The sequence below is a fragment of the Curvibacter sp. GW821-FHT01G03 genome (assembly GCF_059422285.1).
Map to the genome: position 1 here is coordinate 167,763 of NZ_JBWKWP010000006.1, position 17,051 is coordinate 184,813.

The window sequence follows — 17,051 nt, forward strand, 5'->3', positions numbered from 1 at the left end:
TCGGTTCGATCGAGGCCGTCCAGCGCAAGTTGGCCGGCCTTTTTTGATGAAGGAGCCCCGCCATGCTGGCCCGCCAATCCGACCCCATCGTTGCCATTGCCACCGCCCCCGGGCGCGGGGCCGTGGGCATCGTGCGCATCAGTGGCCCCGACGTCAGGCCGCTGGTGCTGGCCCTGTGCGGGCGCACGCTGCGCCCCCGCGAGGCCACCTACCTGCCCCTGCGCGATGCGCAGGGGCAGCCCATTGACCATGGCCTGGCGCTGCACTTTCCAGCACCCAACTCCTACACCGGCGAAGATGTGCTGGAGCTGCAGGCGCACGGCGGCACGGTGGTGCTGCAGCTGCTGTTGGCACGCTGCCTTCAGGCTGCCGCCGAGACCGACCCTGCCACCGGACGCGCACGCCTGCCGGGGCTGCGGGTGGCGCAGCCGGGCGAATTCACTCAGCGGGCCTTCCTGAACGACAAGATCGACCTGGCCCAGGCCGAGGCCATCGCCGACCTGATCGACGCCAGCACCGAAGCCGCCGTCCGCAGCGCCGGGCGATCGCTGTCGGGCGAGTTCTCGCGTGAGGTACAACAACTGCGCGACGCGCTGATCCACCTTCGCATGCTGGTCGAGGCCACGCTCGACTTCCCCGAAGAGGAGATCGACTTTCTGCAAAAAGCCGATGCCCAGGGCCAGTTGGACCGACTGCGTGCCAGCCTGCAACGCGTGCAGCAGCGCACCCGCCAAGGTGCCTTGCTGCGTGAGGGCATCAAGGTGGTGATCGCAGGTCAGCCCAACGCGGGCAAGTCCTCCCTGCTCAATGCCCTGGCCGGGGCTGAGTTGGCCATCGTCACCCCGATTGCCGGCACCACCCGCGACAAGGTGGAGCAGACCATCCAGATCGAAGGCGTGCCCATCCATGTGATCGACACCGCCGGCCTGCGTGACAGCCAGGACGAGGTGGAACGCATCGGCATCGAGCGCGCCTGGGGCGAGATCGCCGCGGCCGATGCCGTGCTTTTCTTGCACGACCTCACCCGGGCCGAGCAGGTCGATTACCAGGCCGCCGATCAGGCCATTGCCGACACCCTGGCCAGCACCCTGGCGGCCCGGGTTCCTGTGCTGCATGTCTGGAACAAGGTCGACCAGGCCGCTGACTCGGCCGACGGAGAACTGTCGGGTTTGCGGCTGTCGGCCCGTACCGGCCAGGGCCTGGACCTGGTGCGCCAGCAACTGTTGCAGATGGCCGGCTGGCAGTCGGCCCCCGAGGGGGTCTACATCGCGCGCGAGCGCCACGTGCAGGCCTTGTTGCGGGTGCAGGCGCACCTCGACCAGGCCCACGCCTGTCTGGCCGCTCAGGCCCAGGCGCTGGACCTGCTGGCCGAAGAGCTGCGCCTGGCGCAGGGCGCCCTGAACGAGATCACCGGCGAATTCACGCCTGACGATTTGCTGGGCGTGATCTTTTCCAAGTTCTGCATCGGCAAATAAGACGGCACAGTGCCGTCTGTCCCAGGCATCGGGGCGCGGCCACCGTTCTAGACTGGGGCACTTTCACCGCCCTGCTCCGCCATGCCCACTTCTTTGCCTTCACAGCGCCCACGTATGAGCGTGTGCATGATCGTCCGTGACGAAGCTGCCAACCTGCCCGGTGCCCTGGGCTCGGTGCGGGGCTTGGCGCAAGAGCTGATCGTGGTCGACACCGGCAGCACCGACGACAGCCCTGCGATCGCCCAGGCCCTGGGCGCTCGGGTGCTGCACTTTGCCTGGTGCGATGACTTTGCGCGCGCCCGCAACGTGGCCCTCGAAGCTGCCACGGGCGACTGGGTGCTGTGCCTGGATGCTGACCAGCAACTCGACCCAGCCAGCCTGCCCGCTCTGGAGTGGGCCCTGCAGCGGCAGGATGTTCTGGCCCAGATGGTCACCATCCAACTGCTCACGGCGGCGGCTGATGACCTGGCCAATCCACTGCATGACGGGCGTGCCCTGGCCGTGTTGCAGTCGTTTCCGCAACTGCGCCTGTTTCGGCGTGATGCCCGCATCCGTTTCCAGGGCCGGGTGCACGAGGATGTGGCCGACAGCCTGCTGGCCATCGGCAGCAGCCATTGGCCTGAGTCGGGCGTCGCTCTGTGCGATCACGGCTACGTGCAGGCCAGCGAGCGTGAACGCAAGCGCGAACGCAACCTGGCCCTGCTGCAGCGGGTGCACGAGGAGGCCCCCGATGCCCTCTACCCAGCCTTCAAGCTGGCAATGTCGCTGCCGGCCCACCAGCGGGTCGAACAGGCGGCGCTGCTGCAGGCCACCCTGGGGCGCGTCCTGCAATTGCCGGTGGCCGAGCAAAGCACGTTGCCCTTTCTGCCCCAGTTGCTGGCCCGTGCGGTTGACGCCTGGGTGAATCAGGGATGCCTGCTGGACGCTGCGCGGGCCTGCCAACGAATGCTCGATCTGCATGGCCCGGTGTTCGACTTCACCACCGGCTGTGCCTGGGCCCGTGCTGGCGAGTGGGCGCCGGCGCGCCACAGCCTGCTTCGATACCTGGCCGCACCGGCCAAGGCCCCGCACCCTGCCTGGCAGGCCGACCCTCAGGCCAGCCCGGCCCAGGCCTGCTGGTGGTTGGCCTGGATGGCCCGGCAGCAGGGTGATTTCACGCAGGCGCAGGCCCACGTGCAGCAGGGGCTGCGCACCGCCACGCCCCTGCAACGCGCTGCGCTGGAGGGGGAAGGCGTTGAAATCCTGCTGGCCCAGTTCGAATGGGTGGCCGCTGCCCAGGCCATCGGGGCCATGCAAGCCGGCCCGCAGGCCCCGCCAGCGGCGCTCAGTGAACGGCTGCGCGTCAGTGCCCGACTGGCTGAGCTCACGGGCGACCTGCCCACGGCCCACACCCTGGCGCAGTCGGCCCTGCTGCCGGGGCAGGATGGTGCCGCTGCTCTGCTCGCCACGCTGGAGATCCAGGCGGGCGAGATCGATCTGCAGCGCCTCCAGCACCACCATCAGGCCCTGGCCGGCCAGTTCTTCGACACCCTGGCCCTCAAGCTCCTGATCGCCCGAGAGCTGGGCCTGGCCTGGCCGTCAGACCTCCCGGCTGCCACCCTGGTCTTGATCACGCCGCCGGAGGGCGAGACCTGAAACAAGTGTTTCCGAATGTGCTTTGAGGCGTGGTGTGCCTTGTGCGCTTTTTGTTACGGCGTTAACTTCGCCGCATCATGTATCCACCCTTGCCCGCTGTTGCCAAAGCCGATCTTCAGGGCCTGTTGGCGGCCCTGGCCCATGCTCCGCCAGAAGACCGCCTGGAGCTGAACCTGTCTGCCTTGCAGTGGGACACCCTGGCCGCTTACCTGCAACCCCTGACCCTGGCCTCGGGTGAGGTGCTGTTTCAGAAGGGTGTGCTCGATCGCACGCTGTTCCTGGTCGAGCGGGGCACGCTCAGCGTGCACCTGGAGGACGACAAGGGCCGCCTGCGCCTGGCCATGGTGGGGGCGGGGTCGGTGGTCGGTGAGGGGGCGTTTTTTTCCCATCAACCCCGCAGCGCCACCGTGCAGGCGAACAACGCCTGCCAGTTGTGGGCCCTGAATCCATTGCGGTTTGTTGAGCTGGCCAATCGCCAGTCGGCCCTCGCGCTAGCCTTGAGCCTCGCCTTGGGCTCGGTGATGGCGCGCCGCATGCGGCAGCGCCGCCGCCGCGTGGCCAGCACTTGAGCGCCTGCTCTTTTTCATCTCCAAGTCAGGTTTTCGGGCTACCCTTGGCCACTTTGTAAAGGAATGCGTCGATGTCCCTGCTTGCGTGGTTGTTTGGCAAAAAGCCCCCGCGTGCCTTGCCTGATTCCTCGGGCCTGCAGCACATGGACCACACACGCCCGCTGCACCCCAGGCCGGGGCATGCCACTCCACCGAAAGACAAGGCCCGTTCAGCGCCAGCGGTCGATGAGGCGCAGGCCCCACACCGCAAGAGTGAACGGCACGGCCGCCGTGAATTGCTGTACGGCGTGGTGCGAGACACCATGGCCCGTGTCGGGGTGCTGTCTTCGCGCTACAAATTCAAGGTGCTCTCGCTGGACCAGCAAGGGCGTCAGTTCCTGGTGATGATGGACATCTCGCCCGACGTGACCAGCGACAACATGCGCCTGAGCGAAATCGAGGTGTTGCTGGCCCAGACGGCCAGGGCACGGCATCAGATCCTGGTCACCGCGGTGTACTGGCGCCTGAACAACCATGTCTCCACCGGCTTGGCGCCAGAGCGGCGTTCCGCGGCGGTGCCGGCCGTTCCGGCATCGGCGCCCCAAGCCCCACGTTTCGAGCCGATCCAGTCTGACGAAGTGGCCGCCTTTCACAAGGCCTTGGCCGAGATCGGCGCGGCGCAGCCCGCGCTCGGGCAGACGCTGCAAAGCGGGCCGCGCATGTCCGCCCAGGCCACGGGGTTTGAGGACACCGAACGGATTCCCGGGCACGACTCCGATGATTCGCGCCCGCAGGCCCTGAGCAATACGCAGTACGGCGATCTGTGACGCCCAGGCCTGACCAGGCCGGGTGTCAGTGGCCTTCGAAATCCACCAGCGTGAACAGCGGAAGTCCGCTGTCCACCAGCCGTTGTGATCCGCCCAGTTCGGGCAGGTCCACGATGGCCGCCCCCTCCGTGACCACCGCACCCAGTTTCTCCAGCAGTCGCCGGCCGGCCATCATGGTGCCGCCCGTGGCAATCAGGTCGTCAATCAGCAACACCCGGTCGCCAGGCTTGACCGCATCGGTGTGCAGTTCCACCGTGGCGCTGCCGTACTCCAGTTCGTAGGTCTCCTCGACCGTGGTGAACGGCAGTTTGCCCTTCTTGCGGATGGGCACGAAGCCCACATTCAATTCGTAGGCCACCACGGCCCCCAGGATGAAGCCACGTGCGTCCAGGCCGGCCACCACGTCCGGACGCAGCGCCGGGTCCAGGTAACGGTGCACAAAGGCATCGATCAGTACCCGGAACACCCGAGGGTTCTGCAGCAAGGGGGTGATGTCACGAAACTGCACCCCCGGGGCGGGCCAGTCGGGCACGGTCCGGATGTGGTCTTTGAGGTATTGGCTGACATGCAGCGAGGATTCGGTGCGGTTCATGGCTTGGCGGGCTTCGCAAGAAGCACCTGTCTGTTGATGAATGTGGCCCGCATTCTGCCCTTGCTGGCTCAGTCTTTGCGTCTTGTCCTGCCGCGGGCCGCTTGCATTCCCTTTCAAAGTCGCGCTCATAATCCAAGGGAAACCCTCTGGCTGACCCAGCCACTTCCTACCCTATGGCGATCGCCCTGTTGTTGATTGAGCGTGATGGTGCGCACCGGACCGCCTTGTGCGCCATGCTGACGCGCGAGCACCCGTCCTGGCGCGTGGTGCTGGCGGGCTCTGTGGCGCAGGCGCTGGGCCGGCTGCAACAGGGGCCTTTCGACGCGGCCCTCGTCGGCAACCAACTGCCTGACGGCTCTGCTTTCGATCTGCTCGAGGCACTGGGGCAGATCCCGGCGGTGATCATGGTTGAAGAAGGCGGCGAAGGGGCTGCCGCCAGGGCTTTGCGTGAAGGCTTCGTCGACTACCTGATCCAGGACACGCGGCTGGGCTACTTGCTCACGGTGCCGGGTCAGGTGCTGGGGGCGGTCGACAAGGCCCGGCTGGAGCAGGCCTTCCAGCAATCCGCGGCCCTGTCCGAGATGGCGCTGGAAGGGGCAGGCCTCGGCTTCTGGCAGCGCAACCTGCTCACCGGCGAGGTCCGGCTCAGCCAGCGTTGGCTCGAGATGCTGGGCCTGGATGACCCCCAGGCCCAGAACTCGATCCACACCTGGCAAGGCCTGGTCCACCCAGACGATTGGTCCTTGGTCCAGGACGCACTGAACGACTACCTGGCTGGCACACAAGCCGCGTACGAAGCCGAGTACCGCATGCGCCACCGCGACGGGCACTGGATCTGGGTGGCCAGCCGCGGCCGGGTGGTCGATTGGTCCTCGACGGGACAGGCCCGGCTGATCAGTGGCACCTACATGGACGTCACAGCCCGCCATCGCGCCGATGTGGCCCTCAACCGCCAGCACCGGCTGTTGCAGGCCTTGTCGCGGGCCCAGAGTGCCTTCATCGCGAATGCCGAACCTCATTCGGCCTTCGAAGGGTTGATGGGGTTTGTGCTCGAAATCACCGGAGCCCGGGCCGCCGGGGTGTTCGAGCGCACGCCCGGGCCGCGGCAGGACCCGGTGTGGTCCGCGCAGGCCGTGGTCGGTACCTTGCCTGAGGCCTTCCGCACGTGGATGACCCAAGTCCTGACCCAAGGGCCGCAGCCGGGGCGCGTCCAGCAGACCATGAGCACCGAGGCTGAGGTGGGCGATCGGCGCTGGCAAGTGATTCCGATGGCCTCCGACGGGCGTGTGGTGGCCTGCGTCGGGCTGGTGTTCGATGCCTCGGTGGCAAGTCCCGACTGGGTGGAACTCGATCCCTTGCTCAACACCGCCAGCCACCTGATGCTGGCCTGGCGAGCCCGCCTGGAGCGCCGCCAGGCTCAGGAGCAACTGCGCGAGGCCACCGAACAACTGGCCCAGAAAACCCGGGCCCTGGAACTCACGCTGGACACCATCAGCCAGGGGATCGCCAGCTTTGATGAACAGGGCGTGCTCCGGTTCTACAACCGCCGATTTCAGGAGCTCGTGGACGTGCCCGAGCCCGTGCTCCGGCCGGGTGTCACGGCGGAGGAGCTGCTTCGCTTCCAGGTCATGCGCGGGGATCTGGGGCCTGAACTTGAACTGCTCTCGCCAGAGGCCCGGGCGGGCCTGGTGGCCAATCCCCACACCGACGGCCGTGATCTGCCCGATCAGTACCTGCGACGCACCCTTTCGGGCCGCGTGCTGGAGGTGCGCTCGCGCCCGCAGCCGGGGGGCGGCTGGGTGCGTACCTTCAATGACGTGACCCCCTACGTCGACGCCCAGGAGGCCCTGCGTCAGAGCGAGGAGCGCTGGCGCCACCTGAGTCTGCTGTCCTCCGACTGGTACTGGGAGCAGGATGCCGACTTCCGATTTGTCCGCATTGATGGCCATCATGACGGCCGCAGCGGCCTGAGCGAGCAGCAGACCCTGGGTCGCACCCGCTGGGAGATCGATGCGGCCAACCTGGACGCGGCCCAATGGGCGGAGCACCGCCGCGCCCTGGAAGCGCATGAACCCTTTTACGACTTCGAGATGCAGCGCATCGGCAGCAGTGACGGCCTGGGACGCTGGGTGTCGGTCAGTGGTGCGCCGCTGTTTGATGCGCAAGGTCAGTTCAAGGGCTACCTGGGGGTGGGGCGTGACATCACGGAGCGCAAGCGCAACGAGGCCATCATCGAGCGGCTGGCGTTCTATGACGAGCTCACCGGCCTGCCCAACCGGCGCCTGCTGTTGCAGCGCCTGGGCCATGGCTTGCGCGCCTGCGGACAAGGCGAGCGGCACGGGGCGCTGCTGTTTCTGGACCTCGACAACTTCAAGGACCTCAATGACACCCTCGGCCATGATCGCGGCGACCAGCTGCTGAGCCAGGTGGCCACGCGCCTGGTGGCTTGCGTGCGCCCCGACGACACCGTGGCACGCCTGGGCGGCGACGAGTTTGTGGTGGTTCTGGATGACCTGGGACCGAAGCCCGCCGAGGCCGTGGCCGTGTCGGAGGGGGTGGCGCAAAAGATTCTGCAAGCCCTCAATCAACCGTATCCGATCGGCGACAGCCTGCACCACAGCACGCCCAGCATCGGCATTGCCCTGTTCAGCGATTCGCGCCTGACCCCTGATGAGCTGCTCAAGCGGGGCGACCTGGCCATGTACCAGGCCAAGGCCGCCGGACGCAACACCCTGTGCTTTTTTGACCCCGGCATGCAGGAGGCCGTCAGCGCCCGCTCGGCCATGGAGTCCGACATGCGCCAGGCCCTGCAGCGCGGTGAGTTCCGCCTGCTGTACCAGCCCGTGGTGGATGGGCGCGGCTGCATCCAGGGCGTGGAGGCCTTGGTTCGTTGGAACCACCCGCAGCGCGGCCACATTTCGCCGGCCGAGTTCATCCCGCTGGCCGAAAAGACCGGCTTGATCCTGCCCTTGGGGCGCTGGGTGCTGCAAACGGCCTGCCGTCAGTTGGTGAGTTGGTCCGACAACCCCGACATGGCGCACCTCACCATGGCCGTCAACGTCAGCGCGCGCGAGTTCCGCGACCCGGCTTTCGTCGAGGCCGTGGTGGCTGTGCTGGCTCACACCGGGGCGAAGCCCAGCCTGCTCAAGCTGGAGCTCACGGAGAGCCTGCTGCTCAACGATGTCGAAGACATCATCGCCAAGATGACCCGGCTGCAGATGCGCGGGGTGGGCTTCTCGCTGGACGATTTCGGCACCGGCTACTCCAGCCTCAGCTACCTCAAGCGCCTGCCGCTGGACCAGCTCAAGATCGACCAGTCCTTTGTGCGCGACGTGCTCACCGATCCCAACGACGCCACCATTGCCCGCACCATCATTGCGCTGGCGGCCAGCCTGGGCCTGGCGGTGGTGGCCGAAGGCGTCGAGACCGAGGGCCAGCGCGCATTCCTGATGCGCAATGGTTGTGAAGCCTTCCAGGGCTACCTGTTCAGCCGCCCCGTCCCCGCCGTGGCCCTTGACGCCCTGGTGCTTGAGGGGCGCGATAAATCATAAATATCGTTTGAAATTTGAATTATTTGTTAAAAATGCTTGATCGGGCTCATTTCCGCTCGTAATATGTGATCCAGAGCCCAGCTGGAAAACTGTTTCCAGGGGTTGTAAAGGACCCCCATGTCAAGCGAAGGCCTTCCATCCAGCGAGTGCAGTCTGCCGCCCTGTGCGTCAGGCCCAGCCTGCGACGAGTCTTCGCTGCGGGCCACCTTGTTCGATCAGGCCCCGCTGGGTCTGTGTCTGTTGATGGCCGGGCAACCCCGGCTGGTGAACCGCCGCTTTGCCCGCATGTTGGGCGGGGATGGCGTTGAGGCCACGATGGAGCCGGGCCTGCTGCGCCAATGCTGGCCCACGTTCTGGCCTCAGTTGCGCGGCCTGGGCGAAGAGCATCGCATCGTGGCCTGCGATCTCGCCAATGGCGTGCAGTTCAATGGACGTGCCTTTTCCTGGCGCATTCCGGCTCTCGGGCCGGATGCCGAGATCGTGACCCTGGTCAACGCCAGCCAGCTGGACTGGATCAGCTTTTCAGCCGACTGGCAGGCGCGCATGTTGGCGCAGGCCGAGGGCATGTGCCGCACCGGATCGGCCGAGCTGGATCTGGATCAAGGCCTGGCCGTGGTCTCGCGTGGGCTGGGGGCGCTGATCGGGCGCACCCTGCCCGTGGGCGGCATCGCCGCCTGGCGCCTGCTGCGTTGGGTGCCCTCTGAAGAGCGGGGCTACGTGGCCTCCATCTGGGGCGCTGCCATCGACGATGAGCCCTTCGAGTTCCAGCACCGCCTGGTGCGGGCCGATGGATCGCGCCTGGAGATCCTGCACCGCGGCATGGTCGAAACCGGGCCTGACGGCCGCCGCCATGGCTACCTGATCCTGCAGGACATCACCGCCCAGCGCGAGGCGGAGCACCGCATCCAGGAACTGGCCAACCAAGACGAGGTCACCGGCCTGGCCAACCGCAATCAACTGCTGGACCGGCTGGACGCTGCCGTCCATGCGGCCAGCTGGGACCCGCGTCCCATCACCCTGCTGTCCATCCACATCGAGCAGATCGACCAGCTCTCGCAATCCATGGGCTATGGCGCAGGCGACGCCATGGCCATGGCCGTGGCGGCCCGCCTGAGTGCCCTGGGCGGGGCCGAGCATGTGGTGGCCCGGGTGGGCGGTGGCGAGTTTGCCTTGCTGATGGGCGAGGGGCCGGCCGGGCAGGGTGATCAAGGCACCGCCGGGCGCGAGCTGGCACAGCGTGTGGTGCAGGCCCTGAGCCGGCCAGAGCGCCTGGGCTTTGCCGAGATCGTGCCGGTGCCGCAAGTGGGTGTGGCCCGTTTTCCGGCCGATGCGGACACGGCCAGCCGCTTGCTGGAGGCGGCCCAGACCGCCCGCCAGGGCGTGCGGGCCACAGGTGACCAGATTGCCTTCTTCACGCCACAGATCAATGAGCAGGCCAAGCGTCGCCTCGCCATCGAGGCCGGATTGCGTCATGCCGTCGAGCATGATGAATTGCAGCTGCGCTACCAGTTGCAGATCGACCTGGCCAGCGGTCTGGCCGTGGGCGCCGAGGTGTTGCTGCACTGGCACAGCCGCGAGCTGGGCGAGGTGCCTGCCGAAGAGTTCCTGCCCGTGGCCCGACACACCGGCCTGATCGTGATGCTGGGCGACTGGCAGCGTGAAGCTGCTTGCACCGTGTTGCAGAACTGGTTGCATGAAGGCGTCAAGCCCCTGCGCCTGGCGCTCAACCATTCGGCGCTGCAATTGCAGCAGCCGGATCTGGTGGCCAAGTTCCAGAACGCCCTGCTGGCGCATGGCTTGCCCTCGGTGCTGATCGGCATGGAAGTGTCAGAGCAGGCCCTGATGGCGGGGTCGGCCGACATGGCGCGCAAGCTGACCGAGTTGCGCGCCCTGGGCATCGAGATCACGCTGGACGACTTTGGTACCGGTTCCTCCAACCTGAGTCTGCTGCGCAGCCTGCCGGTGGATGTGCTCAAGGTGCATCGCTCCTGTGTGCCCGACGTCACGGCGGCTTCGGGCGCGGTGTCGCTCACGCGGGCCATCATCAACATGGCCCACAGCCTGCAGATGAAGGTGCTGGCCGAGGGCGTCGAGACCGACGGGCAACTGGCCCTGTTGGTCGCCAACGGCTGCGATCGCATCCAGGGCCCGGCCTTCAGCCCGGTGGTCGACCTGGCCACCTTGGAAAGCCAGCTGCGTGCCGGCGCTGTGCGGCTTTCAGAGCGCTTCATGCGCCGCCAGCGTGAGCGCACCCTGCTGCTGGTGGACGATGAGCCCAACATCGTGGCGGCGCTCAAGCGCCTGTTCCGCCGTGATGGCTACCGCATCGTCACGGCCACCAGTGGCGCCGAAGGCCTGCAGCGCATGGCCGAGTACGAGGTCGATGTGGTGTTGTCCGACCAGCGCATGCCGGGCATGACCGGGGTCGAGTTTCTGCGCCGGGCCAAAGAGCTGTATCCCGACACTGTGCGCATGGTGCTGTCGGGCTACACCGAACTGCAGTCCATCACTGATGCCGTCAATGAAGGCGCCATCTACCGCTTTCTCACCAAACCCTGGGACGATGAACGTCTGCGCGTGCATGTGCAAGAGGCCTTCAGTCAGAAGGGCATGGCCGACGAAAATCGGCGTCTTGCCCTGGAGGTGCGCGAGGCCAACGAAGAGCTGGCCGTGCTCAATGGACGCCTGGAGCGCGTGCTGAACAACCAGCAGGCCCAGCTCGACCTTGAAGCTTCGCGGGCCACGGCGGCCCGCGACATGCTGGATCTGCTGCCGGTCCCTGCCTTTGGCATCGATCCGGCGGGCATGTTGGTGATGGCCAACCTGGCGGCGCAGCAGTTGTTGGGCGCCGATCGCCTGCTTCTGGGACAGCGTGCCGCGGGGGTGCTGCCTGCGCCGCTGGCCTCGCTGTGGGAGCAGCCGGGCGAGCAGTCCCTTGATTTTGAATGGTCCGGGCGGCGCTGGCGCGCCTGCACCCGATCTTTTGGTGCATCTGCCCCCCGGGGGCATTTGCTGGTGTTCAACCCATTGGCTTGACGACCCATGCCCGCAGAGACCCTGATCCCGCTTGACGAAGCGGCCCTGCCTCCGCCAGCCTTGCTGCCAGCCAGCCCGGCGGTGCTGCTTGACACCGCCGGCCTGCCGGAGTCCCCGTCCTCTCCAGGTGCCCGGCTGGCCTACCTGTTTCGCCGCTGCCAGGCGCACCCCTTGCGCCAGATCCTGGCCGACCACCGCGGAGTCCACGAATGAATCTGCCCAACGTTCTGCCGCTGGATCGGGCGCAGTGCATCGAGCAGGTGCGCGCCTTGCCATCGCTGCCGGCGGCGGTGCTTCAGCTCATGTCCTTGCTGCAGCAGCAGGACGTCAACCTGGATCCGATTGCCGAAACCCTGTCGCTGGATCAGGCCTTGGCGGCCAAGGTGCTGCAACTGGCCAATTCCCCGTTTTACGGCATGTCCGGCCGCATCACCTCGATCCGCAACGGCATCAACATCCTGGGTTTGCGCCCGCTGAGCACCCTGGTGCTGGCGGCCGTGCTGACCGTGCAGTTCGACCAGATGCATGGCAAGGCCCTGCACCTGGATGAGTTCTGGTCCCACTCCATCGCCAGTGCCGTGGCGGCGCGTGCCCTGGCCGAAGCGCAAGGCCTGGACGAAGCCTCGGCCTTCACCGCTGGCTTGCTGCACGATGTCGGTCTGCTGGTCCTGGACAGCCTCTACCCGATCGAGATGGCTCAGGCCCTGGAGTGGGCGGTCGAACACGATGCCCCGCATCTGCAAGCCGAGCAGGCCTTGCTGGGGGTGTCGCATGCCGAGGTGGGGGCCTGGCTCGCCCAGCACTGGCATTTTGCGCCTGAGGTGGTGGCCGCCATTGCGGGGCACCACAGCCCCCCTGACAGTGGGCAGCTCAACCTCACGGACCTGGTGCATGGTGCCAACGCGCTGGTCCATGCCCTGGACCTGGCCGGCGTGGCCCATGAGGCTGTGCCCCCGCTGCAGCCGGGGGCCTGGGGCCGGATGGCCCCCGTGCGCCAGCACCTGCCGCGCCTGCTGCCCCGGATCGAGCAGGAGTTCGAACAACTGCGGGCGATCCTGCGCCCCACCCAGGAGAGTCCGGCATGACCCCCGCATCCCCCGAAAACGGCCTGCCCGATGTCCTGCTGGACCAGATGTCCATGGAGCAGGTCCATGCGATGGTCAATGAGCTGCTCAAGGCCAATGAGGAACTCAAGGAACTCAACAGTAAGTTGTCGGATGCCCGCAGCAAGCTGATCCAGTCCGAGAAGCTGGCCTCCATCGGACAACTGGCCGCGGGCGTGGCGCACGAGATCAACAACCCCATCGGCTTCATCTTCTCCAACTTCGGCACCCTCGAAAAGTACTTGCAGGACCTGTTCCGGATGCTGTCGGCCTATGAGCAGGCTGAAAGCGAGCTGGGCAGCAGCCCGGTGGCTGCCAGGCTGCGTGCCCTGTACGAAGAACTTGAAATTGAATACCTCAAGGACGACATCCCCAGCCTGATGAACGAGTCGCGCGACGGCATCCAGCGTGTGCGCAAGATCGTGCAGGACCTGAAGGATTTCTCTCGCGTCGATGCGCGCCAGGAGTGGGAGTGGGCCAATCTGCACAACGGCCTCAACTCCACGCTCAACATCGTCAACAACGAGATCAAGTACAAGGCCGACGTGGTGCGTGAGTTCGGCGACCTGCCCGAGGTGCAGTGCCTGCCCTCGGAGATAAACCAGGTGTTCATGAACCTGCTGGTCAATGCGGCCCATTCCATCACCGCCGAGCGCGGCACGATCACGCTGCGCACGGGGCTGGAGGGGGCCGAGGTGTGGGTCGAGGTGGCCGACAACGGCTGTGGCATCGCCCCCGAGAACCTGTCGCGCATCTTCGACCCCTTCTTCACCACCAAGCCGGTGGGGCAGGGCACGGGCCTGGGGCTTTCGCTGTCCTACGGCATCATTCAGAAGCATGCCGGACGCATGGAGGTCAGCTCCCACCTGGGGCAAGGCACCTGTTTTCGCATCACCCTGCCGGTGCGCCAGGCGCAGCCAGCCTGAGGACCACCATGGAAGAAACCCCTGTCGCCCAGCCGGACAGCGCCCTGTTGTCGTCCTGGAGCGTGCTGTGCGTGGACGATGAGCCCAGCATCCTGTCGGCCCTGCGCCGGGTGCTGCGCGTCGAGGGCTGCCGCATCCTGACCGCCAACAGTGGCGCCGAGGCGCTGGCACTGCTCGAAACCGAGCCGGTGGATGTGGTGGTCAGCGACATGCGCATGCCGGTCATGGACGGCGCCCGCCTGCTGGCCGAGGTGCGCGCGCGCTGGCCCGGCACCGCGCGCGTGTTGCTGACGGGCTATGCCGACATGGACGCCACCATCCTGGCCATCAACGAGGGCCAGATCTACCGCTACATCCACAAGCCCTGGGACGAGACCGAGCTGCGCCTGACCGTGCGCCAGGCGGCCGAACGCCAGGTGCTTCGACGCGAGCGTGATCGCCTGCAGCAACTCACCCAGGTGCAGAACGAAGAACTCCAGGTGCTCAACACCGGCCTGGAGCAGCGGGTGGCTGAACGCACGGCCGAGCTGGGCCAGGCCAACGACCGACTCAAGAAAAACTACCTCACCACCATTCGCGTGTTTGCGGGTCTGCTGGAAATGCGCAGTGGCCAACTCGGCGGGCATGGCAAGCGGGTGGCCGATCTGGCGCGGCGCATCGCGGTGGCCATGGAAGTGCCCAGCGACCAGGTTCAGGACATCTTTGTGGCGGGCCTGTTGCATGACATCGGCTTCATGGCCGTGCCCGACGCGCTGCTGGCCAAGCCCGTGGGCCGTTACACCGCGGACGAGATGCAGCTCTACCAGCGGCATGCGGTGCTGGGGGCGCAGTCCCTGATGGCGCTGGACGACATGCAGGCCGTGGCCGGCCTGATCCGCTCGCACCACGAACGATTTGACGGCAAGGGCTACCCTGACAAGATCGCAGGCAGTGCCATCCCCTTGGGCAGCCGCATCCTGGCCGTGGCCGACACCTGGGACGACTTCCTGCACGGGCACCTGACCGGCGCCCAGCTCAAGCAGACGGAGGCGCAGACCCTGATGCAGCGGGCCCGGGGTGTCCAGTTCGACCCCGAGGTGGTCGACGTGATCCTGCAAGTCACGCAGGTCGAAACACCGCGCACGACCAAGCTTCAGGCCATCGCGACCGATGGCCTGGCGCCGGGCATGGTGCTGGGCAAGGACCTGACCACCCCCGAAGGGGTGGTCTTGCTTGCGGCGGGCCAGAAGCTGACCCAAGGCCTGGTCGACCGCATCCGTCGCTATGAACAATCCGAGGGCCGGCCGCTCGATCTGCTGGTGCGCGAGGCGGCCTGAGGCTGTTGCGCCTCAACACGTCAATGCGTGAATGCGTTTTCAGCCCCGCAACAGCTTTTCTTCGGCCAGGGCCAGGGGCTCGGGGCGGCCCGACAGCACCAGCGTGTCGCCCGGCAGCAGGGGCGTGTCGTCCGCTATCGGCGCCAGTTGACCCCCGTGCCGGCGCAGGCTGAGCACCCGAACCCCCATGGCCAGCAAGGCCAGTTGGCCCAGCTGGCGACCGGCCTGGCGGGTCGCCTCAGGCAGGGTCACGGTATGCAGTCGTTCCTGGTCACGCTCCAGCCCGGTGTCGTCATCGGCGCCGTGGAAGTAGCCCCGCAGCAGGTTGTAGCGCGCATCGCGCTGATCCTGCACCACGCGGATCACCCGGCGCATGGGCACCCCCACCAGGGCCAATGCGTGGCTGGCCAGCATCAGCGAGCCCTCGATCGCCTCGGGTACCACCTCGGTGGCCCCGGCAGCCTGCAGCTTTTCCAGATCATGGTCGTCCTGGGTGCGCACGATCACCGGCACATGCGCCGCGTGAGAGCGGGCATTGGCCAGCACCTTGAGGGCGCTGGGCACCTCCAGGTAGGTCACCACCACCGCGCTGGCCCGGGCCAGGCCGGCGGCCATCAGGGCCTGCAGCCGCGCTGCATCTCCGAACACCACCGAGTCACCGGCCGCGGCCGCCTTGCGCACCCGGTCGGGGTCAAGGTCAAGGGCCATGTAGGGAATGCCTTCACGCTCCAGCATGCGCGCCAGGTTCTGGCCGCACCGCCCGTAACCGCAGATGATCACGTGCTTGCTGGTGTTGATCGACTTGCGGGCGATGGTGGTCATCTGCAGCGACTGTTGCAGCCACTCGCTGGCCACCAGCTTCATCACGATCCGGTTGCTGTACATGATCAGGAAGGGCGTGGCCAGCATCGACAGCACCATGGCTGCCAGGATCGGGTTGGTCAGATCGGGCGACAGCAGCTTGTGCTCCAGGGCCAGCGACAGCAGCACGAAGCCGAACTCGCCGGCCTGCGCCAGGTACAGGCCGGTGCGCAGCGACACCCCGGCCGTGGCGCCCAGGGTGCGGGCCAGCACCGCCACCAGCGTGAGCTTGAGCAGCACCGGCAGCAACAGCAGCACCAGCACCAGCCCCCAGCGTTCGAGCACGATGTGCCAATCCAGCATCATGCCGATGGTGATGAAGAACAGCCCCAACAGCACGTCGTGAAAGGGCCGGATGTCGATCTCCACCTGGTGCTTGTATTCGGTCTCGGACACCAGCATGCCGGCAATGAAGGCGCCCAGTGCCAGGCTCAGCCCGGCAGTTTCCGTGAGCCAGGCCAGGCCCAGGGTGATCAGCAGCAGGTTGAGCATGAACAGCTCATCGCTTTTGCGCCGCGCCACCAGGGTGAGCCACCAACGCATCACGCGCTGGCCCCCCACCAGCAGCAGGGCCACCAGGGCACCGGCCTTCAGCATGGCCACCCCCAGCTCGGCCAGCAGCTGGTTGGGCGGGCTGCTCAGGGCCGGGATCAGCACCAGCAAGGGCACCACGGCCAAATCCTGGAACAACAGCACACCCATCACGCGCTTGCCGTGCTCGCTCTCCAGCTCCAGGCGTTCGGCCATCAGCTTGACCACGATGGCCGTGCTGCTCATGGCCATGGCCCCGGACAAGGCCAGGGCGGTCTGCCAGCCCATTTTCCACAGCGTCGGCGCCAGCGCTGCCAGAAACAGCGAGCCCAGGGTGCCCAGGCCGAGGGTCAGCAACACCTGCAGCAGGCCCAGGCCGAACACATGGCGGCGCATGGCGCGCAGCTTGGGCAGGCTGAATTCCAGCCCGATCGCGAACATCAGGAACACCACCCCGAACTCGCCCAGGTGGCGCACCCCTTCCGAGTTCTGAGCCAGGGCCAGCGCGTGGGGCCCGATCAGAACCCCCGCGATCAGGTAGCCCAGCATCGGCGGCAGCTTCAAGCTGCGGCAGCCGACCACGCCCAGCACGGCGGCCAGTAGGTAAAGCAGCGTGAGTTCCAGTGAAGTCATAGCGTTCGATACTAGCC

At 66.8% G+C, this 17,051-nt stretch carries 12 protein-coding genes; 10 read left to right on the plus strand and 2 right to left on the minus strand.

Annotated features, from left to right (window positions below; translation table 11 throughout):
• Window positions 1-62 precede the first annotated feature (62 nt).
• The 4 genes from mnmE (at window position 63) to AC07VS_RS10175 (ending at window position 4,485) form a co-directional block, all read left to right on the plus strand.
• Complete coding sequence (gene mnmE, locus AC07VS_RS10160) at window positions 63-1,475, plus strand: tRNA uridine-5-carboxymethylaminomethyl(34) synthesis GTPase MnmE (RefSeq protein WP_494750888.1); 1,413 nt, start codon at window positions 63-65, stop codon at window positions 1,473-1,475.
• 126 nt (window positions 1,476-1,601) lie between these two features.
• Window positions 1,602-3,110, plus strand: a complete 1,509-nt coding sequence (locus tag AC07VS_RS10165; protein ID WP_494750889.1) for a glycosyltransferase — start codon at window positions 1,602-1,604, stop codon at window positions 3,108-3,110.
• A 77-nt stretch (window positions 3,111-3,187) separates the two neighbouring features.
• Window positions 3,188-3,679 carry a Crp/Fnr family transcriptional regulator gene (locus tag AC07VS_RS10170; RefSeq protein ID WP_492348581.1) on the plus strand — a complete coding sequence of 164 codons (492 nt, stop codon included), beginning with the start codon at window positions 3,188-3,190 and terminating at the stop codon, window positions 3,677-3,679.
• 71 nt (window positions 3,680-3,750) lie between these two features.
• Window positions 3,751-4,485 (plus strand): hypothetical protein, encoded by a 735-nt coding sequence (locus tag AC07VS_RS10175; protein ID WP_492348580.1) that lies wholly within the window; start codon window positions 3,751-3,753, stop codon window positions 4,483-4,485.
• A gap of 25 nt (window positions 4,486-4,510) precedes the next feature.
• Here AC07VS_RS10175 and AC07VS_RS10180 read toward each other — a convergent pair whose 3' ends face one another.
• Window positions 4,511-5,077, minus strand: a complete 567-nt coding sequence (locus tag AC07VS_RS10180) for an adenine phosphoribosyltransferase (RefSeq protein ID WP_492348579.1) — start codon at window positions 5,075-5,077, stop codon at window positions 4,511-4,513.
• Between the two features lie 173 nt (window positions 5,078-5,250).
• Here AC07VS_RS10180 and AC07VS_RS10185 point away from each other — a divergent pair, with 173 nt between their 5' ends.
• The 6 genes from AC07VS_RS10185 (at window position 5,251) to nosR (ending at window position 15,009) form a co-directional block, all read left to right on the plus strand.
• Window positions 5,251-8,628, plus strand: coding sequence for an EAL domain-containing protein (locus AC07VS_RS10185; RefSeq protein WP_494750890.1), 3,378 nt, complete (start codon window positions 5,251-5,253; stop codon window positions 8,626-8,628).
• A 117-nt stretch (window positions 8,629-8,745) separates the two neighbouring features.
• A complete protein-coding gene (locus AC07VS_RS10190) occupies window positions 8,746-11,664 on the plus strand; it encodes an EAL domain-containing protein (RefSeq protein ID WP_494750891.1) in 2,919 nt (972 codons plus the stop codon).
• 6 nt (window positions 11,665-11,670) lie between these two features.
• Window positions 11,671-11,877: a hypothetical protein gene (locus tag AC07VS_RS10195; protein ID WP_492348576.1), complete on the plus strand. Its 207-nt coding sequence runs from the start codon at window positions 11,671-11,673 to the stop codon at window positions 11,875-11,877.
• A complete protein-coding gene (locus AC07VS_RS10200) occupies window positions 11,874-12,749 on the plus strand; it encodes an HDOD domain-containing protein (protein WP_494750892.1) in 876 nt (291 codons plus the stop codon). Before AC07VS_RS10195 ends, AC07VS_RS10200 begins: the two co-directional genes overlap by 4 nt.
• Window positions 12,746-13,693, plus strand: coding sequence for an ATP-binding protein (locus AC07VS_RS10205; protein ID WP_492348574.1), 948 nt, complete (start codon window positions 12,746-12,748; stop codon window positions 13,691-13,693). Before AC07VS_RS10200 ends, AC07VS_RS10205 begins: the two co-directional genes overlap by 4 nt.
• Before the next feature lie 8 nt (window positions 13,694-13,701).
• Window positions 13,702-15,009 (plus strand): response regulator c-di-GMP phosphodiesterase, NosR family, encoded by a 1,308-nt coding sequence (gene nosR / locus AC07VS_RS10210; protein ID WP_494750893.1) that lies wholly within the window; start codon window positions 13,702-13,704, stop codon window positions 15,007-15,009.
• Between the two features lie 39 nt (window positions 15,010-15,048).
• Here the strand turns inward: nosR and AC07VS_RS10215 are convergent, their stop codons facing one another.
• Window positions 15,049-17,034 carry a monovalent cation:proton antiporter family protein gene (locus AC07VS_RS10215; protein ID WP_492348572.1) on the minus strand — a complete coding sequence of 662 codons (1,986 nt, stop codon included), beginning with the start codon at window positions 17,032-17,034 and terminating at the stop codon, window positions 15,049-15,051.
• Window positions 17,035-17,051 lie beyond the last annotated feature (17 nt).